The 18,024-nt window shown below is 65.5% G+C and carries 23 protein-coding genes and 1 tRNA gene; 2 read left to right on the top strand and 22 right to left on the bottom strand.

Annotated features, from left to right (window positions below; genetic code table 11):
* Positions 1 to 4: 4 nt before the first annotated feature.
* Positions 5 to 619 (bottom strand): DUF922 domain-containing Zn-dependent protease, encoded by a 615-nt coding sequence (locus ORK51_RS16060; RefSeq protein WP_266085799.1) that lies wholly within the window; start codon positions 617 to 619, stop codon positions 5 to 7.
* Between ORK51_RS16060 and ORK51_RS17955 the strand changes: the two genes are divergently transcribed.
* Positions 618 to 1,247, top strand: a complete 630-nt coding sequence (locus ORK51_RS17955; protein ID WP_216636707.1) for a hypothetical protein — start codon at positions 618 to 620, stop codon at positions 1,245 to 1,247. The genes ORK51_RS16060 and ORK51_RS17955 overlap by 2 nt on opposite strands.
* Here the strand turns inward: ORK51_RS17955 and ORK51_RS16050 are convergent.
* A complete protein-coding gene (locus ORK51_RS16050) occupies positions 1,228 to 1,572 on the bottom strand; it encodes a BrnA antitoxin family protein (protein WP_070425769.1) in 345 nt (114 codons plus the stop codon). The genes ORK51_RS17955 and ORK51_RS16050 overlap by 20 nt on opposite strands.
* A complete protein-coding gene (locus ORK51_RS16045) occupies positions 1,541 to 1,825 on the bottom strand; it encodes a BrnT family toxin (RefSeq protein WP_070425770.1) in 285 nt (94 codons plus the stop codon). The genes ORK51_RS16050 and ORK51_RS16045 overlap by 32 nt, the downstream gene beginning before the upstream one ends.
* 339 nt (positions 1,826 to 2,164) lie before the next feature.
* Here ORK51_RS16045 and ORK51_RS16040 point away from each other — a divergent pair, with 339 nt between their 5' ends.
* On the top strand, positions 2,165 to 2,332 hold the full coding sequence (locus ORK51_RS16040; protein ID WP_429000694.1) for a hypothetical protein: 168 nt from the start codon (positions 2,165 to 2,167) through the stop codon (positions 2,330 to 2,332).
* A 106-nt stretch (positions 2,333 to 2,438) separates the two neighbouring features.
* On the opposite strand, the gene ORK51_RS17950 is transcribed toward ORK51_RS16040, so the two are convergent.
* The 19 genes from ORK51_RS17950 to ORK51_RS15950 form a co-directional block, all read right to left on the bottom strand.
* Positions 2,439 to 2,870 (bottom strand): type II toxin-antitoxin system VapC family toxin, encoded by a 432-nt coding sequence (locus tag ORK51_RS17950; RefSeq protein WP_429000693.1) that lies wholly within the window; start codon positions 2,868 to 2,870, stop codon positions 2,439 to 2,441.
* A gap of 322 nt (positions 2,871 to 3,192) precedes the next feature.
* Positions 3,193 to 3,900: a TIGR04255 family protein gene (locus ORK51_RS16035; protein WP_266085795.1), complete on the bottom strand. Its 708-nt coding sequence runs from the start codon at positions 3,898 to 3,900 to the stop codon at positions 3,193 to 3,195.
* Between the two features lie 137 nt (positions 3,901 to 4,037).
* A tRNA-Lys gene (locus tag ORK51_RS16030) sits at positions 4,038 to 4,113 on the bottom strand.
* 72 nt (positions 4,114 to 4,185) lie between these two features.
* Positions 4,186 to 4,851: a 7-cyano-7-deazaguanine synthase QueC gene (gene queC, locus ORK51_RS16025; RefSeq protein WP_019185214.1), complete on the bottom strand. Its 666-nt coding sequence runs from the start codon at positions 4,849 to 4,851 to the stop codon at positions 4,186 to 4,188.
* 75 nt (positions 4,852 to 4,926) lie between these two features.
* The gene (queE, locus tag ORK51_RS16020; protein ID WP_046272627.1) at positions 4,927 to 5,625 is read right to left on the bottom strand and encodes a 7-carboxy-7-deazaguanine synthase QueE; all 699 of its coding nucleotides are present in this window, start codon (positions 5,623 to 5,625) and stop codon (positions 4,927 to 4,929) included.
* Between the two features lie 132 nt (positions 5,626 to 5,757).
* Positions 5,758 to 6,564 carry a tol-pal system protein YbgF gene (gene ybgF, locus ORK51_RS16015; protein WP_046272626.1) on the bottom strand — a complete coding sequence of 269 codons (807 nt, stop codon included), beginning with the start codon at positions 6,562 to 6,564 and terminating at the stop codon, positions 5,758 to 5,760.
* 3 nt (positions 6,565 to 6,567) lie between these two features.
* On the bottom strand, positions 6,568 to 7,083 hold the full coding sequence (pal, locus tag ORK51_RS16010; protein WP_019185217.1) for a peptidoglycan-associated lipoprotein Pal: 516 nt from the start codon (positions 7,081 to 7,083) through the stop codon (positions 6,568 to 6,570).
* Between the two features lie 64 nt (positions 7,084 to 7,147).
* Positions 7,148 to 8,467, bottom strand: a complete 1,320-nt coding sequence (gene tolB / locus ORK51_RS16005; RefSeq protein WP_046272625.1) for a Tol-Pal system beta propeller repeat protein TolB — start codon at positions 8,465 to 8,467, stop codon at positions 7,148 to 7,150.
* A gap of 216 nt (positions 8,468 to 8,683) precedes the next feature.
* Positions 8,684 to 9,745, bottom strand: a complete 1,062-nt coding sequence (gene tolA / locus ORK51_RS16000) for a cell envelope integrity protein TolA (RefSeq protein ID WP_266085789.1) — start codon at positions 9,743 to 9,745, stop codon at positions 8,684 to 8,686.
* Entirely contained in the window at positions 9,735 to 10,163 is a 429-nt protein-coding gene (tolR, locus tag ORK51_RS15995; protein WP_019185220.1) for a protein TolR, read from the bottom strand. Before tolR ends, tolA begins: the two co-directional genes overlap by 11 nt.
* A gap of 23 nt (positions 10,164 to 10,186) precedes the next feature.
* The gene (gene tolQ / locus ORK51_RS15990; protein WP_019185221.1) at positions 10,187 to 10,966 is read right to left on the bottom strand and encodes a protein TolQ; all 780 of its coding nucleotides are present in this window, start codon (positions 10,964 to 10,966) and stop codon (positions 10,187 to 10,189) included.
* Between the two features lie 10 nt (positions 10,967 to 10,976).
* Positions 10,977 to 11,420, bottom strand: a complete 444-nt coding sequence (ybgC, locus tag ORK51_RS15985) for a tol-pal system-associated acyl-CoA thioesterase (RefSeq protein WP_070425772.1) — start codon at positions 11,418 to 11,420, stop codon at positions 10,977 to 10,979.
* The gene (gene ruvB / locus ORK51_RS15980) at positions 11,410 to 12,450 is read right to left on the bottom strand and encodes a Holliday junction branch migration DNA helicase RuvB (protein WP_261997188.1); all 1,041 of its coding nucleotides are present in this window, start codon (positions 12,448 to 12,450) and stop codon (positions 11,410 to 11,412) included. Before ruvB ends, ybgC begins: the two co-directional genes overlap by 11 nt.
* Positions 12,451 to 12,671: 221 nt before the next feature.
* Positions 12,672 to 14,522 (bottom strand): potassium transporter Kup, encoded by a 1,851-nt coding sequence (locus tag ORK51_RS15975; protein ID WP_167390318.1) that lies wholly within the window; start codon positions 14,520 to 14,522, stop codon positions 12,672 to 12,674.
* A gap of 123 nt (positions 14,523 to 14,645) precedes the next feature.
* Positions 14,646 to 15,236 (bottom strand): Holliday junction branch migration protein RuvA, encoded by a 591-nt coding sequence (ruvA, locus tag ORK51_RS15970; RefSeq protein ID WP_046274332.1) that lies wholly within the window; start codon positions 15,234 to 15,236, stop codon positions 14,646 to 14,648.
* Between the two features lie 10 nt (positions 15,237 to 15,246).
* The gene (gene ruvC, locus ORK51_RS15965; protein ID WP_019186142.1) at positions 15,247 to 15,768 is read right to left on the bottom strand and encodes a crossover junction endodeoxyribonuclease RuvC; all 522 of its coding nucleotides are present in this window, start codon (positions 15,766 to 15,768) and stop codon (positions 15,247 to 15,249) included.
* A gap of 129 nt (positions 15,769 to 15,897) precedes the next feature.
* Positions 15,898 to 16,629, bottom strand: a complete 732-nt coding sequence (locus ORK51_RS15960) for a YebC/PmpR family DNA-binding transcriptional regulator (RefSeq protein ID WP_266085783.1) — start codon at positions 16,627 to 16,629, stop codon at positions 15,898 to 15,900.
* Positions 16,630 to 16,712: 83 nt separating this feature from the next.
* Positions 16,713 to 17,345 carry an esterase/lipase family protein gene (locus tag ORK51_RS15955; RefSeq protein ID WP_266085781.1) on the bottom strand — a complete coding sequence of 211 codons (633 nt, stop codon included), beginning with the start codon at positions 17,343 to 17,345 and terminating at the stop codon, positions 16,713 to 16,715.
* A gap of 110 nt (positions 17,346 to 17,455) precedes the next feature.
* A complete protein-coding gene (locus ORK51_RS15950; RefSeq protein WP_046274331.1) occupies positions 17,456 to 17,989 on the bottom strand; it encodes a GNAT family N-acetyltransferase in 534 nt (177 codons plus the stop codon).
* Between the last annotated feature and the right edge of the window lie 35 nt (positions 17,990 to 18,024).

Genomic DNA, 18,024 nt, shown 5'->3' with positions numbered 1-18,024 from the left:
CGCGCTAGAGACGCGCGCCCTGCGTGGCACCATGCTCGGTGGTCTCGTCGTACTGTTTGTCGCGCGCGGCGTACTCATCGAGAACCGCTTTCCCGATGCGGTTGAGTTCCTCACCGAGCTGCGGGCAGCGCATCCCGCCGCCGACGGCGGCGAACCGCCGCTGGATCTCCTCGGCAGCCTGATCGGCATGCGCTGCATGGCCGTCTTCATGTACCCGCAGCGCCTGGCTGTAGCGCGCCCATTCCTGTTGCAACGAGGCGGGCGCCGTGTCCGCGCCGGTCCAGCGCGGCAGCACCATGGTGGCCCTCACCTGCATGCGCACCTTGCCGAGTCTGCAACCTGCACCTCGTGGGGCATAGTCGAAGTTCCACCCCACGTACCAGTCCACGTGGCCGTGATGGCGCACGCCGTCCTTGCCGACGGGCCCGTGCGCGTTCAGTGAGGCGCGCAGTTCCTGCAGGGTGTCGCCCTGCACGTCGTAGTAGGTGATCGTCAGATCCTGCGCGGCGCCCGCATCCAGGGCAATCAGGGCAAGGACCAGTGCAGTGCCACGCAGCAGCGCGCGGGGACGGAAGGTAGACCGGGGATGTGGGAGCTGGTTGTTCACGACGCGTTCCATGCAGAAGGGACGGGGCCTGATGCGATCCGGGGCGAACCGGAGGCATGATGAAGGCGACCTCCATGTTGCCTTCATTATGGATGCAATGCTGGGCTGTGCCGTGGTCGAACTGAGCGTTGATGTGGCAGCAGCGAAACGGTGGACTCGTATCGTCAAACTGCACTTCCGCAAACCGCAGGTCACCTCCGAAAGCCGGATCGCAGCGGACAACCTCAACGCGATGCAGGTCGAGAACCTGAGTCACTTCCTGATCAAGGCCGTGCGCGCAGAGGGTCGGGTGCTGGAAGCGTTCAAGCAGCGCCTGCACTTCCATGAGGGCTTACTGCGCAGTTGCAATGACCTGCGCATGGAGCGGGTCATCAAGAATCACGCACAGATGCTCACCCTGTTCGACGCCCTGCAGCTGGTGCTGGCGGCACCCGAGAACCTCGTCGCTGCCACGAGTAGCCGCAGCGTTGGAACGGAAGAGCGCGGCCAGCTGGGCATTGGCCACGTCCGCGCCGGCTTCCTCACGGCACGCAGTCAAGTACAGATCGATCTCCTGCACGTTCCGTCATCCGCCACATCCTATGCCGGCAACTCAGGTGCGCCCGGCTTCGCGCCGGGCATTACCTCTTGGCCGCCATAGGCCGCTTCGCAACCGCACGCTTGGCCACTGTCGAACGCTTGGCGACCGTCGACGGCAGCTTGCCCTGACGCGCCACCACCCAATCTTTCAGCACCGCGTCAATCCTGGTCTGCCAGCCAGCACCGGTTTCGCGGAAGGCATCCAGCACATCCGGTGACAGACGGATGGTGATGCGTTCCTTCGTTTCCGCCGCCTTGGGCCGGCCACGCAGCTTGCCCTGCAGCCCAGCCGGCAACCCGGTGAACGCAACCGAGCGGGCCACATCGCCTTCGGTCCATTCCGGATTGTCCTTGTCAGGCACCTCGCTGTGCTTGTGCTTGTTCATAGCTTTTGACCTCTCTTCTGTTGGCCTTGCGGAAGCTGATGACCCGGATGCCCTTGGGGGTTTCGGTGAAGACCAGCGCGTGTACCCGCTCACCTATCAACCCCAGCCCCCGGTAGCGCACCTCGCCGTATTCCTTTCGGTCATCGACGACGAACAAGGCGGTCTGGAAATCGAACGCATGCACCAGCTCGAAGGACAGACCGCGCTCTTCAACATTGCGGGCGTTCTTGGCGGCGTCGTAAGTGATTTCCACGTCATTTATTGTATGCACATTAATTCAACTGCGCAATCGGGGTGTTACCCCGCCTTGCCCACGCCCAATCCACAGCCGAGTTGCTCCGCAAGACCGTCCAGACGGCTCCCGCCTGAATGATCTGCATCAGGCCGCTGGCGGCAATGGCCACCACAGGTCCCGAGGGCCGGTCAGGAGCGCCTGTATCCGCAACGCCGCACGCACACCGACCGAGGTGCTCAACAGTCTCTACTGCAGGGTGCGCGAATTTTTCGGCAGCGCCTGCTGGTCGAGCGATCGGGCAACCCGATCGGCAAGTCCGCGCTGGACAGCGCCTGGTAACGCTTCATCACCGAAGCGATGCGTGTCGGCGTGATCACCGAGTCGGAGCGGTTCGCCCTGCACGGCCTGAAGCATCGCGGCATCACCGACAGCGAGAACAAGGCGTCCGGCGGGCACAAATCCGAAGCGATGCGGCAGCTGTACGACCACGAGGTGCCGCTCGTGAAACCACCGCGCAAGCGCTGAATTTTCCCGGCAATTTTCCCGGAGACACAAAAAAGGCGCCCATCGGGCGCCTAAGTTGTTGATGCATATGACAAAAGCGTGCCCCATGTAAGACCATCAGGCAAAGTTACGTCCTAATGGTCCGCACTATCATGGGCCGCACAGAGGGGGGAGTATTAGAGACCATGGGCTTCGTCAGCCCCTCTGCCGTAACAAATTCTTGAGCCCCTGCCTTCGCTGCCGCACTTAGGTGATAGGCATCCACCAGCGCGAGGCCGACGCTTTCCATTCGAAGCGTAAATGCCGCCTGCTGCTCTTCCTCGTCGCAATGTACCCTGGTGGCAGAGTCCAGGTATTGGCGGTAAAACGCGACTTGGTCTGGATAGCCGTTCCGCATCGGGCTAGGAAGAACTTCATGCTCGACGAGGGCAGTGAAAACGTACTCTACGTCGGGGCGATCAAGTTCTTCCATCGCTTGGATAGCGATTTCATCTTCCGCTGCCTGTGCCGCAAGTATCAAGACGCAGGAGTCAACGTAGACGCGCGGCCTAGCGCTCATATTTCGCCCCGCTGCTCCCTAATTTCAGCAAGAAGCGAGGATGCAGGTCGCGCACCGCCAGCCTGAAGAATTTTTTTCCTGAGCTCGTGCAGCGACTTACCCATAGCTGTCTTGGGAACGAAAGCCTTTACCGCGCCCGGCGAGAACCTCTTTGTCTGCACCGTCTGCGAGCTGGCGGCAGTCCTCCACCCCAGCTGACCGGAAGAAGACGCTTGGTCTACGCTGATCGCGGGCGGCCCTCCAGAGAGCGCCAAAAACAGCGCAGGAATTGCAAAGGGGGCCGTGCCCCTCAACCCCGCGAGTGATACATAGCTTCCATTCATCAGTCGTACTCCGGCCTGAGAGAATTTAGGGTGTCTTCATTGATCATGCTGAAGAAGACCTCCTTGCTCACCGTGTGAAGCCTATCCAAGTGCTCCGCGGCTCGATTCCAAAAGTCATCTGGACCTTCAATAATCGTGTCAGTGTCTACCACCAACCCAGATCGACCGTCGCCTAGCGAGGCAGGAGACGCAATCGTGTTGATGACTCTGACACCATCCACCTTGCGATCGGCCCGGATCTCGACGGCATCAAACGTTGAAACGCCCCCCAAACTCAACTCCGCTCGCAATTGATCAAACTGCCCCGTTTGGATGAGGTCTGTGTATCGCACTGAAACACGCGAGACCAGCTCAACAAGTTTCTTTTCGCGGCTCAGGTTGAAGACGTTCAACGCTGCCTCACGGAAAACAGCCCAACCGGGGTACGGATCCGGCATCGCCACGGCGAGGACGCGCGGCCCCACTGACACAAATACACGGCCAACTCGCACACGAACGTGAGGCTGCTCTGCGAGGTCTCCTATTTCAATTCCTGCCGGAACGTGGCCAGCGGGCAGTTTGAGGACCTCGTCAACTGGACCCAGTCGATCCATCAGCAGACCCGGCAACAGGCCAACGATGTCAAAGCTGGCTTTCTCGAAGCGGATTTCGCAAATCGCGTCAACGACTGGCTCTGCCCCCAACCTTCTTGGCAGTACCTTATCCACGTTGATCTCCACAGTTCAGTGGCCGAAGCATACCGAAAGGCATGACAAGAATGCAGCAAAATGCGACCCAATTACGGGGCAAATTACGGAGAGCAGTAGGGAGCGGTGGAAAGCACGCTCTAAGGTATTGATTGCAATGGTGGGCCGTGATGGATTCGAACCATCGACCAAAAGATTAAAAGTCTTCTGCTCTACCAACTGAGCTAACGGCCCATTGCATCCCCGACATGACGCCGGGGGTGCGCATTCTAACGCATCTTCGCGCTCATGCGTACCCGTCCGGCATCACACGTAGTGGGTGGGATCCGGTACGCCGGCATCCGTGAAACCCTGCGCACGCAGGCGGCAGGCGTCGCAGTGCCCGCAGGCGCGGCCCTGATCGTCGGCGTTGTAGCAGGACACGGTCAGGCCGAAGTCCACACCGAGGCGAACGCCTTCACGCACGATGTCGGCCTTGCTCAGGAACTGCAGCGGCGCGTGGACCTGGATGCCCGCCCCTTCCACACCCGCCTTGGTCGCCAGGTTGGCCAGCGCCTGGAAGGCCTGGATGAACTCAGGGCGGCAATCGGGGTAGCCGGAGTAGTCCACGGCGTTGACGCCACAGAAGATGTCGTTGGCGCCCAGCACCTCGGCCCAGCCCAGCGCGACGGACAGCATGATGGTGTTGCGGGCCGGCACGTAGGTGACCGGGATGCCCTCACCGCCCGCTTCGGGCACGTCGATATCGTCGGTCAGGGCCGAGCCGCCGATGCTGCGCAGGTCGACGTTGACGGTTTTGTGGGCCACCGCGCCCAGCGCGCTGGCGACCGCCGCGGCGGCGTCGAGTTCGGAGGTGTGGCGCTGGCCGTAGCGCACGCTCAGGGCGTGGACGGCGAAACCCTGCTCGCGGGCGATGGCGACGACGGCGGCGGAGTCCATGCCGCCGGACAGGAGGACGACTGCTTTCTTCATGGGGGTGTTTCCGGTGGTTTGCAGGGAACCAGCACGCTGTCCCGCGCCGGGTACATCAGGGAATGCCGAGGCGGCTTACCGGCCCGGCTCGTCATTCCACAGAAGCTTGTGCAGCTGCATCTGGAAGCGCACCGGCAGGCGGTCGGCGACGATCCAGTCGGCCAGCTCGCGCGGGCTGACCTCGCTCTTGCTCGGCGAGAACAACACCATGCTGCGCTCGTTGAGGCGATGTTCACGGACCATGCCACGGGCCCATTCGTAATCTTCGCGGCTGCACAGGACGAACTTGATCTGGTCGCGCTTGGTCAGCAGCGGCAGGTTCTCCAGGCGGTTGCGGGCCATTTCGCCGGAGCCGGGGGTCTTCAGATCGACCACCCGCGAGACGCGCGGATCGACGGCGCTGACATCCAGCGCACCGGAGGTTTCCAGCGAGACGTCCAGGCCGGCATCGCAGAGCTTCTCCAGCAGCACCAGGCAGCGCTTCTGCGCCAGCGGCTCGCCACCGGTCACGCAGACGTGGTGCACGCCCTGGGCCAGCACCTCTTCCACGATCGCGTCGATGTCCCACCAGGTGCCGCCATGGAAGGCGTAGGCGGTATCGCAGTACGTGCAGCGCAGCGGGCAGCCGGTCAGGCGCACGAACACGGTCGGCCAGCCGGCGGTATCGGCTTCGCCCTGCAGGGACAGGAAGATCTCGGTGATCTTCAGTCGCGGCAGCGGGGACTGCACGATCTCACTGGGGAGTGCGGCGGCAGCGGACAGGGTCGTGGTCATGGCGGTGATTCTTGGGGGACGGCTTCGGAAACGACAACAGCCGGGCATGGCCCGGCACGGAAGACCGGGCAACGCCCGGTTGGCGATCAATCATTATACCGGGCCCGGCCGCGTCAGCGGCCCGGGGCGGGTTCAGCGGATCTGCTGACCCAGCCGGATCGACTGCAGACGGTCCTGCGCGGTGCGCGCGGCGTCGGAGCCGGGGTACGTGGACACGACCTGTTCCAGGGTCGCCTGGGCCTGGTCGACCTTGCCTTCGCCATACTGCGACAGGCCGATCTTGAGCAGGCCACCGGACGCCTTGTCATGGGTCGGGTAGCGCGAGATGAGGTCGCGGAACTGCGCCTCAGCCAGCGGGAAATTGCGGGTGGCGTAATAGCTTTCGCCCAACCAGTACAGCGCGTTGGGGGTATAGACACCGTTGGGGTACAGCTCGAGGAAGCTCATGAACAGCTGCGCCGAGTCGTCGTACTTGCCAGCCTTGAGCGAATCGAAGGCGACATTGTAGGCCGTGCGCTCGTCGCCACTGGCAGCCAGGCTGCCGGCATCGCCGTGCACGGAGGGCGGCCGCTCGGAAGCGGCCGTTGCCGGTTTCGGGGGTGCAGCGGGGGCAGTCGCGGCTGCGGCCGGGGCGGCGGGAAGCACGGGGGCTCCACCTTCCAGGCGGTTCAGGCGGCTGTCCAGGTCCAGGTACTGGTCCTTGCCGGTCTGCTTGAGCTGCTCATTGTCGTGCTGCAGCTGCTCGACCTGCGACTGCAGGGCCTGCAACTGGGTACGCAGCTGGTTCAGCTGGTTGAGCATGTCCATGTTGGACTGGTTGTTGTTCGCCTGCTGCTCAAGCGCGCCGACGCGGTCGGCCAGACTCTGGCGCTGCGCATTGGCCGGTGCGGCAGCCACGAGGGCTGCCGCAACGATCATCGATAGAAATCGAAAGCGCATCTATTACTGAGCCGTGTACACGATCTCGACGCGACGGTTCTGCGACCAGCAGGACTCGCCCGACTCGGTGCAGACCGGACGCTCTTCACCGTAGGACACCACGGTCAGCTGCGAAGCCGAACCACCGTTGGCCTGCAGTGCCGAGGACACGCCGTTGCCACGACGCTCGCCCAGGGCCTGGTTGTACGCGCGCGAACCGCGCTCGTCGGTGTGGCCCTGCAGGGTCATGCGCGAGGACGGACGGTCACGCAGGTACTTGGCGTGGCAAGCCATGATGGCCTGGAATTCCGGCTTCACGTCTTCCTTGTCCAGGTCGAAGTACACCACGCGCTGGCGCAGGCAGGAGTCGGTATCCAGATCGCCCGGGCCGTACAGGCCGGAGGTGGACGGGCCGGTCGGAGCGGTGGTGCTGCCGGTATCGACCGGGGCAACAGGCGCTTCCTTGACCTTCTTGGAACAACCGGCCAGGGCGGCCACGGACAACAGGGAGACAAGCAGAACGCGGGTGGTCTTGTTCATGGCGATACCTTTGAGGCTCCTAAAGCCGGATGAGGGATGAATACGGCGAAATCTTAACACTCTGTTAGCGCTTTGTACGGTATGGCGACCAAGAAGGCTCACGAACATCACCGTCGGCCAGAACCAGCCGCTGGCGCACGCGCGCATCGGCCGAAACGGCATACAACACTCCACGACCACCCTCGCGGGCGGCGTACAACACCATGCTCGCGTTGGGCGCAAAGCTCGGCGATTCATCCAGCGACCCTGGCGACAGCGTGTTCCAGCGGGCCGAGCCCGTGCTGCTGTCCATCATCGCGATCTTGTAGGTGTTGCCACTGCCCTGGGCGACCACCAGCTTCTTGCCGTCGTAGGACAGGCTCGGGGTGGCGTTGTAGTTGCCCTGGAAGGTCACGCGCGAAGCGCTGCCGCCGCTGGAGGCCACCTGGTAGATCTGCGGGCGGCCACCACGGTCGGAGGTGAAGTAGACGCTGCTGCCGTCCGGGCTCCAGGTCGGCTCGGTATCGATGGCGAAGTGGTTGGTCAGCTGGGTCAGCTGCTTGCTGCCCAGGTCCATCACGTAGATCTCCGGGTTGCCGCTGCGCGACAGCGACAGGGCCAGGCGACGGCCGTCCGGGGAGAACGAGGGGGCGCTGTTGATGCCGCGGAAGCTGGTGACCAGCTCACGGGCGCCACTGGAGATGTTCTGGATGTAGATCGCCGAGTTGCCGCGTTCGAAGCTGACGTAGGCCAGCTTGTTGCCGTCCGGGCTCCAGCTGGGCGAGAGCAGCGGCTCGGCCGAGCGCACGATGGTCTGCGGGTTGAAGCCGTCCGAATCGGCCACCATCAGCGCATAGCGCATGGCATCGCCCTTGCCGCTGGCGGTGACATAGGCGATGCGGGTCCAGAAGGCGCCGCGGACACCGGTGATCTTTTCGTAGATGGCATCGGCCATCTGGTGGGCGACATCACGCATGGCGTTGCCACGGGCGGTCATCGCCAAGCCGAGCAGGCGCTCACCCTTGGGCACGTCGTAGAGCTCGTACTCCACGCGGTAGGCACCGGCACCGGCGTCCATGACCCGGCCGACGACGATGTAGTTCTGCTTCAGCGCGCGCCAGGTGGCGAACTGGATCTCGCTGCCACGGGTCGGTTTTTCGACGATCTGGGCTTCCGGCAGGTTGCGGAACTGGCCGGAACGGTCCAGATCGGCGCGTACCACGGCGGCCACGTCGGTCTGCGGGGCACCGGCCGAACCTTGATAGGGCATCGGGACGACGGTGATCGGCGTGGCGGAGGCATTGCCGCCAATGATGTCGATATCCAGCCCCTTCTGCTGCGCCATGGCAGCAAAGGGCAACAACAGGGCCGCAACAACGGCAAGCCAGCGAGGCATTTTTTTCATGGAGCGCTCAATAGGGGGGAAACCAGAACGAGGGATAACAGGACCGCGGTGAACAGTTTCGCAATCATGAACCAAGGCAGTGTGAATTCCGAGTCACCGAGCGCACAAATCTCACGGCCCGTTAACCAACCGGCCGGATTCGGCGCGCTCCGCCCCCCAACTTGGCCATGAGCCCCTGTACAGCGTGCCGGCGGAACTTCACCGGACCGCCCGGGATCAATCCTGGGCGGTGAAGGTGAAGTTGATCGTGCGCGCGAACACCGATTCGAAACCGCGGTACGGCAACGGCTGGGCATTCAATACGGCGGCCTCGATCGAGCGGCGGCCGGCTTCGTCGAACGGGCAGCTGCCGCTGACCTTGGCCTGGATGACCTGCCCGCCCGGAATCTGGGTGATCGAGACCTGGCAGCGCTGGCCCAATGGCACCGAATCCGGACGCGTCCACTGCGCGGAGACCTTCTGCTGGATCGCGGCGGCGTACTTGGCGCTCAGATCGTCGCTGGTCCCGCCCGCACCAGCCGCCGGCTTGGCGGCACCGGTGGCACCGGCGGTGGAGGCCGAGGCATTGGCGGCACGCGCAGCGGTGACCTGGCGCAGCTTCTGCTCGGCCAGCTTGGCTTCGTTCTCGGCCTGGGCGCGCTTGCGCCGGATCTCGGCCAGCTTCTTGTCGCGCTCGGCCTCGGCCTTGGCGTCGTTGGCTTTCTGTTCCTGCTCGGCCAGCTTCTTCTTCAGCTCCGCCTCTTCCTGCTGCTTGGCCAGGCGCAGCTTCTGCTCGGCCTGTTCCTGGCGCTTGCGCTCGGTCAGGTCGATCTGTTCCTGGCGGCGCTTGGCTTCCTGCTCCTGTTTGGCCTTTTCAGCCGAGATCGCCAGCGCGTTGACCGCTTCCTGGTCGACCGTGTCGGGCTGGGCGATGCGCTCCTGCGCCTGCGACTGCTGCGGCGTCGGCGCGTCCTGCGGGCGCGGCTCGGGCAACGGCTGCGGCGGCGGCACGGTGTCTTCGGGAATGGGCTCGGGCTCGGCGACCGGTTCGGGCAGGTCCGGCAGCGTCTCGGAGGCGCGCAGGGCCTGGCGCGCGGCCGAGGCTTCGGCGGCGGACAGCTGCAGGCTGGCCTCGATGGCCGGATCGCCGGCGGCCGCTTCGGTGGTGCGTTGCGGCGACCACAACCAGGCGGCGATGAAGATCAGGGCCAGCAGCAGGTGCACGCCGAGCGCCAGCGCGATCGGCAGACCCCACTTCTCTTCAGGCTGACGCTGCGGTGGCAGGGCTTCAGCGTGCATCGGTCGCCAGGCCCACCTTTTCCACGTTGGCGCGCTTGATCACGTCCATGGCCGCGACCACCTTCTCATAGGCCACGGCCTTGTCGGCGGCAACGATCACGCGCAGGTTCTTGTCCTGCGAGGAAAGCGCGGACAGCTGGGCCTGCAGGCGGGCGGCATCCATCGGCTCCGGATCCTTGGCCTCGGGCAGCTTCAGGCTGAGCTGGCCATCCAGGCGGACGGAGACGATCACCGGATCCTGCTTGCTCTCCAGCGCCTTGGCCTGGGAGGTCGGCAGATCCACTTCAAAGCTCAGCGTGAGCAGCGGCGCGGTCACCATGAAGATGATGAGCAGCACCAGCATGACGTCGATGTAGGGCACGACGTTGATTTCGGATTTGAGCTTTCGGCGCTTGCGGCGGCCAATGGCTGCGGTCATGGCAGGACTCCTGTGCTGGGCGCTTACTCGTCGCCCGCGGTCTGACGCTGCAGGATCGAGCTGAACTCTTCTGCGAAGGTTTCAAAGCGCACCGACATGCGCTCCACGCGGGTGGTGAAGCGGTTGTAGGCCCACACCGCCGGGATCGCCACGAACAGGCCGATGGCGGTGGCGAACAGGGCTTCGGAGATACCCGGGGCGACCGAGGCGATACCGGCCTGCTCGCCGCTGTTGATCATGTCGTGCATGGTCACCATGATGCCGAACACGGTGCCGACCAGACCCACGTACGGGGCGGTCGAGCCGATGTTGGCCAGCAGCTCCAGGCTGCGCTCCATCTGGTCCACTTCGCGGGTATAGGTGGTGCGCATGGCGCGCTGGGCACCTTCCAGCTGGGCGCGGCCATCCAGGCGGCGCTTGTCGCGCAGGCGGGTGAACTCGCGGAAGCCCGATTCGAAGATCGCTTCCAGGCCACCGACCTGGCGGTTGCGGTCGGTCGCCGAGCTGTACAGCTTGCCCAGGTCCGCCCCGGACCAGAAGCGGCTTTCGAACTCATCGGCAGCGCGGTTGGCGGCGTTGAACACGCGCGCCTTGCGGAAGATGATCACCCAGCTGATGAACGAGCCGGCCAGCAGCAGCAGCACGATGATCTTCACCGGGATGCTGGCCTTGACCATCAGGTCCAGGTAGTTGATGCCACCGCCGTGCGCGGCTTGGGCGACAGTCTGCGCCGCGGCGCTGGTGACTTCCTGCGGCAGCGCTTCGGTCACCGTGGCCTGCAGGGCCAGGAGCATTGCGATCATCCGTTGTTCCTCAGTATGCGGATTCTGGAAATTCGAGGTGTTTCAGCGCGGCATGCAGTGCATCGTCCATGCCACGCGGTTTGAAGGTGGCTGCATCGAGCGCGGCGATCTTCACCTGCGCGGTCAGCAGTGTTTCCCCGCCCCGGCACACGGCCTGGGCGAACACCATGCTGGCACGCTTGCACTGCACCAGCGTGGCGGTAACCGCCAGCGCATCGTCCAGCCGCGCCGGCTTGAGGAAATCCATGGTCATGCTGCGCACCGCGAACACCAGGCCATGGTCGCAGCGCATGCGCTCCTGACCATACCCCAATGCGCGCATCCATTCGGTCCGCGCCCGTTCCATGAAGGCCACGTAGCGGGCGTGGTACACGACCCCGCCAGCGTCGGTATCTTCCCAGTAAATGCGTGTCGGCCAACTGAATCGGGGCTCAACCCGGGGATCAACCGACATCCGGGACCTCCGCGAACAGGTCGGCCGGCGGATTCTTCGGCTTCAGGCCCATGTGCCGGTAAGCCTTGTGCGTGCACATGCGGCCCCGGGCGGTGCGGATCAGGAAGCCCTGCTGGATCAGATAGGGTTCAACCACGTCTTCCAGCGTGCCACGCTCTTCGGAGAGCGCGGCGGCCAGCGATTCGATCCCGACCGGACCGCCGTCGAAGTAATCGACCATGGTCCGCAGCAGGCGCCGATCGAGCTCGTCGAAGCCTTCCGGGTCGACCTTGAGCATCTGCATGGCGGCCTGGGCGACGCCCTGGTCGATGTGGCCGGCCGCCTTCACCTGCGCGAAGTCGCGTACCCGGCGCAGCAGCCGGTTGGCGATACGCGGCGTGCCGCGCGAGCGCCGGGCGATCTCGGCCGCCCCTTCGGCGGTGCAGTCGATGTTGAGGATGCTGGCCGAGCGCCGGACGATCTTCGTCAGTTCCTCGGGCGTATAGAACTCCAGCCGATGCACGATGCCGAAGCGGTCGCGCAGCGGCGCGGTCAGCAGGCCGGCACGGGTGGTCGCGCCGATCAGGGTGAACGGCGGCAGATCGATCTTGATCGAGCGGGCCGCAGGGCCTTCGCCGATCATGATGTCGATCTGGAAATCTTCCATCGCCGGGTACAGCACTTCTTCGACGACCGGCGAGAGGCGGTGGATTTCATCGATGAACAGCACATCGTGCGGCTGCAGGTTGGTCAGCAGCGCGGCCAGGTCACCGGCCTTCTCGATCACCGGCCCGGAGGTGACGCGCAGCGCGACCCCCAGCTCGTTGGCGATCACGTGGCTCAAGGTGGTCTTGCCCAGGCCTGGCGGCCCGAAGATCAGCACGTGGTCGAGCGCATCGCCACGGGCCTTGGTCGCTTCGATGTAGATCGACAGCTGCTCGCGCACCGGCGCCTGGCCCAGGTAATCGGCCATGCGCTTGGGGCGGATGCTGGCGTCGGTGCCCTCGTCTTCGCGGGTGGCACCGGCACCGATGATGCGGTCGTCTGTCATGCGGCAATTATGCGGCAAAAGGAGCGCGATCCGCGCTCCAGGTAATGCCGGCCGCTGGCCGGCTCCACGCGATGCAGGGGTCATGGGGAGCCGGCCAGCGGCCGGCACTACCGGTTACGCATCGGAGGGGTACACCGAAGGTGCGGGGTTTTAAGTGGAAGGCGCCCGGGCCCCAAGGTCTGCGCAGCAAACCTTGGGCCGCAGGCGGCGATCTGACTTCGTCAGATCTCCACCTGTGCGCCCAGTTCCACCAGCCGATTCCCCGGAATCCGGAAGAACCCGGTCGCCGGCGCCGCGTTGCGGTGCATCAGCGCGAACAGCTTGTCGCGCCAGATCGGCATGCCGCGGTTGGCCGTGGCCACGATGGTCTCGCGGCTGGCGAAGAAGGTGGTGTCCATCGGGTCGAAGTAGATCCCGCCGTGGTCGCACGAGCGCATTAGCGCCAGCGGTACGTCCGGGGTCTCCATGAAGCCGAAGCGCACGTAGATCCGATAGAACTCATCGCCCACCGACTCGATCTTCAGGCGCTGGCCCGAAGGCGCATACGGCACCGGCAGGGTCACCACGTGCAGGAACACGTTGCGCTCGTGCAGCACCTTGTTGTGCTTGAGGTTGTGCATCAACGCGTGCGGGGCCACCGAGGGGTCGGCGGTCAGGAACACCGCGGTACCCGGCACCCGCACCGGCGGGGCCAGCATCAGGCCGGGCAGGAAGGTGTCGATCCGGATGCCGTCCTTGCGGATCTCATCGCGCAGCAGCTCGCGGCCCCGGCGCCAGGTGCGCATCATGGTGAACAGCACGATGCCCAGCACCACCGGGAACCACGCGCCCTGCAGCAGCTTGGCGCCGTTGGCGATCACGAAGCCCAGGTCGATCACGAAGAAGATCACGCACAGCGGCAGGATCCAGTTGCGCGCTTTCGGCCACAGCGCGCGGGCGACCAGTGCCAGCAGCAGGGTATCGATCAGCATGGTGGCCGACACCGAAATGCCGTAGGCCACGGCCAGGTTGGAGGAGCTGCGGAAGGCCAGCACCAGCCCGATCACCATCACCGCGATGCCCCAGTTGATGCCCGGGATGTAGATCTGGCCGATGGTGTCGTGCGAGGTGTGGGTGATGCGCATGCGCGGGATGTAGCCCAGCTGCATGGCCTGGCGCGAAACCGAGAACGCCCCGGTGATCACCGACTGCGAAGCGATCACCGCCGCCATCGTGGCCAGCACGATCATTGGGTACAGGCCCCACTCCGGCACCGCCTCGAAGAACGGATTCTTCACCGCTTCGGGGTGCTTGAGCACCAACGCGCCCTGCCCCAGGTAGTTCAGCACCAGGCACGGCAGCACGAAGTAATACCAGGCGTGGCGGATCGGCCTGGCGCCGAAGTGGCCCATGTCGGCATACAGCGCCTCGCCACCGGTCACCGCCAGCACCACCGCGCCGAGGATGAAGATGCCGTGCCAGCCGTGCTCCATGAAGAAGCGCAGCGCCCACATCGGGTTGAAGGCCTTGAGCACTTCCGGCGCATCGACGATGTTCCAGATGCCGATCGCCGCCAGGGAGATGAACCAGATCGAGGTGATCGGGCCGAACAGCTTGCCGATCTTGGCCGTGCCGAAGCGCTGTACGGCAAACACCGCCAGCAGCACCACCACGGTGATCGGCACGATGAAGTTGTGCAGCCCCGGGGCCGCGACCTCCAGGCCTTCGACCGCACCCAGCACGGAGATGGCCGGGGTGATCACGCCGTCGCCGAAGAACAGCGAGGCGCCGAAGATGCCCAGGATGCCCACCACGTACGCCGAGCGCGAGCCGTTCCGCAGCGTGCGCTGGGTCAGCGCCATCAGCGCCATGATGCCGCCCTCGCCGTCGTTGTCGGCGCGCATGATGATGGTGACGTACTTGAGCGTCACCACGATGTTCAGTGCCCAGAACGCCAGGGACAGCACGCCCAGCACGGTGTCATGGTCGCTGTTGAGGCCGTAATGCGGGGAGAACGCTTCTTTGAGCGTGTACAGCGGGCTGGTGCCGATGTCGCCGAACACCACGCCGATGGCGCCGATCATCAGCGCCATGCCGCCGGCCGCCGGCGCGTGGCCGTGCGGGGCCTGGCCGTCGCTGTGCTGGGGGGAAGTGGTGGACATGAGGCTCCGGGCGGACGCGGTCGGTATCGGATCAGGAACAGGCGGGCGCGCGGCTCAGCGCAGCGCAGCCTGCAGGGCTTTGCGGATGACCGTGGCGACATCGTCGCCTTCGGCGTTGGCGTCGCGCGCCATGCGTGCAGCCTCGACCGGCTTGTAACCCAGCTGCTGCAGGGCCACGGTCGCCTCGGAGACCGGATCGGTGGCCGGTGCCGCGCCGGCGATGGGTGCCCCGCCGCCGCCGAAGTTGGCCGCGCGGTCGCGCAGCTCCAGCACCATGCGCTCGGCGGTCTTCTTGCCGATGCCCGGGATGCGGGTCAGCGCGGTGATGTCACCGGCCTGGAGCATGCGCGCGAACTCGTCCACGCTGACGCCGGAGAGCACCGCCAGCGCGATCTTGGCGCCGATCCCGCTGACCTTCTGCACATCGCGGAACAGGCGGCGCTCACCCTCGCGCAGGAAACCGTACAGCGAGACGCTGTCTTCCTTCTGCGCGTAATGGGTGAACAGGGTGACCTCGCGGCCCAGCTCGGGCAGGTCGTAGAAGGTGCTCATCGGCGCCTCCAGTTCGTAACCGACGCCATTGACGTCGACCATGAGCCACGGCGGCGCCTTGTAGGCCACGATCCCGCGCAGACGACCAATCATGCAGTTTTCCTCATTTCCGGCTCCAGGCCTGGCGCGCATTGACGCCCAGGCGCAGCGCCGTGGCCCGGACATGGGCGTGGGTGATCGCCACGGCCAACGCGTCGGCGGCGTCGGCCTGCAGCTTGGTTTTCAGGTTGAGCATGAGCCCGACCATGTGTTGGACCTGTTGTTTTTCCGCGCCACCGCGACCGACCACGGCCAGCTTGATCTCGGTGGCCGCGTATTCGCTGACCGGCAGGTCGCGCATCACCACGGCCGAGATCGCCGCGCCGCGGGCCTGGCCCAGCTTCAGGGCCGAATCCGGGTTGCGTGCCATGAACACCTTTTCGATGGCCACTTCGTCGGGGCGGTACTCCTCGACCAGGGCGGTCAGGCCCACCACCAGCAGCTTCATCCGCTGCGGGAAGTCGTCCGCGCCCAGCAGCACCAGTGGCAGGTGGTGGACATGCACCACCCTGCCGGCGGCGTCCACATCAATGATGCCCACCCCGGTGCGCTGCGAACCGGGGTCGATGCCGAGGATGCGTGTCATGCGGCACGCACACGGCCGCCCGCGGCCCGGAAGGGACACATGCGGCGGGGATAACAGGGAACGGCTGGAGTCATCATGGTCCGCATTGTCCGCTCACCGGTCGCGCAAAGCGACCGGTGAAGGGCCCGCTCAGGCGTAGGCGTCCGCGCCGAGATCGGCGTTGGAGAACACGTCCTGCACGTCGTCCAGGTCTTCGAGCATGTCCAGCAGCTTCTTGACCTGCAGGGCGGTGTCGCCCTCGACCTTGATGTCGTTGTCGGCACGGAAGGTGATTTCGGCGTGGTCCGCCTTGAAACCGGCTGCTTCCATCGCGTCCTTGACGGCGTGATAGCTGTCGGCCGCGGTGAGCACATCGATCGCCCCGTCTTCCGGGTAGACCACGATGTCGTCCGCACCGGCCTCGATCGCCGCTTCGGTGACGGCTTCTTCGTCCGCACCGGCGGCGAAGTGCAGCACGCCCAGGCGCTTGAACATGAAGGCCACCGAGCCTTCGGTGCCCATGTTGCCGCCGCACTTGCTGAACGCATGGCGGACATCGGCCACGGTGCGCACGCGGTTGTCGGTCAGGCAGTCCACGATCACGGCCACGCCACCGGGGGCATAGCCCTCGTAGCGGATCTCTTCGTACTCCACGCCTTCCAGCTCACCGGTCGCCTTCTTGATGGCGCGCTCGATCACATCCTTGGACATGTTCGAGGACAGGCCCTTGTCCATGGCAACGCGCAGGCGCGGGTTGTTGTTGGGGTCGCCTCCACCGCCGCGCGCGGCAACGCCGATCTCGCGGATGATCTTGGTGAAAATCTTGCCGCGCTTCGCGTCAGACGCGTTTTTGCGGTTCTCGATGGAGGGGCCTCTACCCATGGGGTGACTCTCGTGCTTCTGTCAGGAACAGGGCGCGAATTCTACCTGATCCGCCGCCCCGCCCGTGTCACCACCCCGCCCGCTCAGGCGGCGTGGGCCGCATCATCGCGCCGGAACCGGCCATCGCGCAGGAAGGCGGCGGTCTGCCGCGCGGCATCGGGCGAGAACACCAGCCCGCTGTGGCTGGCCGGGATCACACAGTGGTCGGCGAGCCCCGGCAGCTGGGTCTCATCCAGCGCCACGGTGCCATCGGAGGCCTCGCCACAGGCGCCTAGCAGGCTGCCCAGCCCATGCGGGACCGAGCCGGCGATCAGCCCGACCTGGGCCCTGCCCTCCCAGGCCGGCAGCCCGTCGAGCAGCAGTTCCGAGCTGCGCCCCAGCGCCAGCGACCAGCCGTGATCGCTCAGGGAGCGGGCGGTCACGCTGCCGCGCAGTGGCGAGCCCAGGCAGACCACGCGCGACACCGGCAGCTCCGGGGCGCCCCGCAGGGCCTCAAGGGCGACCAGTCCGCCCAGGCTGTGGCCGACCAGCGAGACCGGACCACTGTCCTTGAGCCGCTCCAGCAGCTGCGGCACTGCCACCTCGGGACCACCGAACACGCTCGAATACCCGAAGGTATCCACGGTGAAGCCACGGGCGCGCAGGCGCCAGGCCAACGGGCCGACCCAGGCGCGTGCGTTCCAGATGCCATGCAGCAGTAAAACGGGGGGATTCATGATGTCAGCCTCGCCCATTGGGCGGGGCGCCTGCAGAAGGAAACAGCGTCATTAGACAAATGGGCCAGCCAACGGCAGGTGAAGCCGCTGCGGCCATGACGATGTCGTGCTCAGCCCGCCGTGGGCGGGCGGCGCAGGATGAACTCCAGGTCGCGCACGCTGCCGACCGGGAACTCGTAGGTGCCGACCTTGCTGAAGCCATAGCGGGCGTAGAACCGCTGCGCGCCGAAGTTCTCCGACCAGACGCCCAGCCACAGCGTGCGCGGGCCTTCCCGTTCCAGCCAGGCCAGCGCGGTTTCGAACAGGCGGCTGCCCCAGCCGCAGCTCTGCTGGTCCTTGATCAGGTACAGCCGCTTGAGTTCGCCATCGCCGGGCTGCACCTCGGCATGCGGCAGGCCACAGGGGCCGGCGGCGGCATGGCCCACGGCGACGCCATCGAGCTCCAGCAGCCAGACCGCGTAATCGGGGTGCTCAAGGATGATGCGCTGGCGCTGCGCCGGGTACGCCTCATCCAGGAAGGCCTGCAGGTCTTCGGGCGGGTACAGGGAGCCGAAGGTTTCCACGAACGTGCGCGTGGCCAGCACCGACAGGGTCTGGGCGTCGTCCGGGGTGGCGCGGCGGATGGTATAGCGGCCTGGAGTCACGGCGGGAGCATCGGCATCGGCAAGAACCGCCAATT

Origin of the sequence: Stenotrophomonas sp. RIT-551, from assembly GCF_026241915.1 — a bacterium.
Taxonomy (GTDB): Bacteria; Pseudomonadota; Gammaproteobacteria; order Xanthomonadales; family Xanthomonadaceae; genus Stenotrophomonas; species Stenotrophomonas bentonitica_A.
This window is presented reverse-complemented; position numbering and strand designations above follow the sequence as displayed.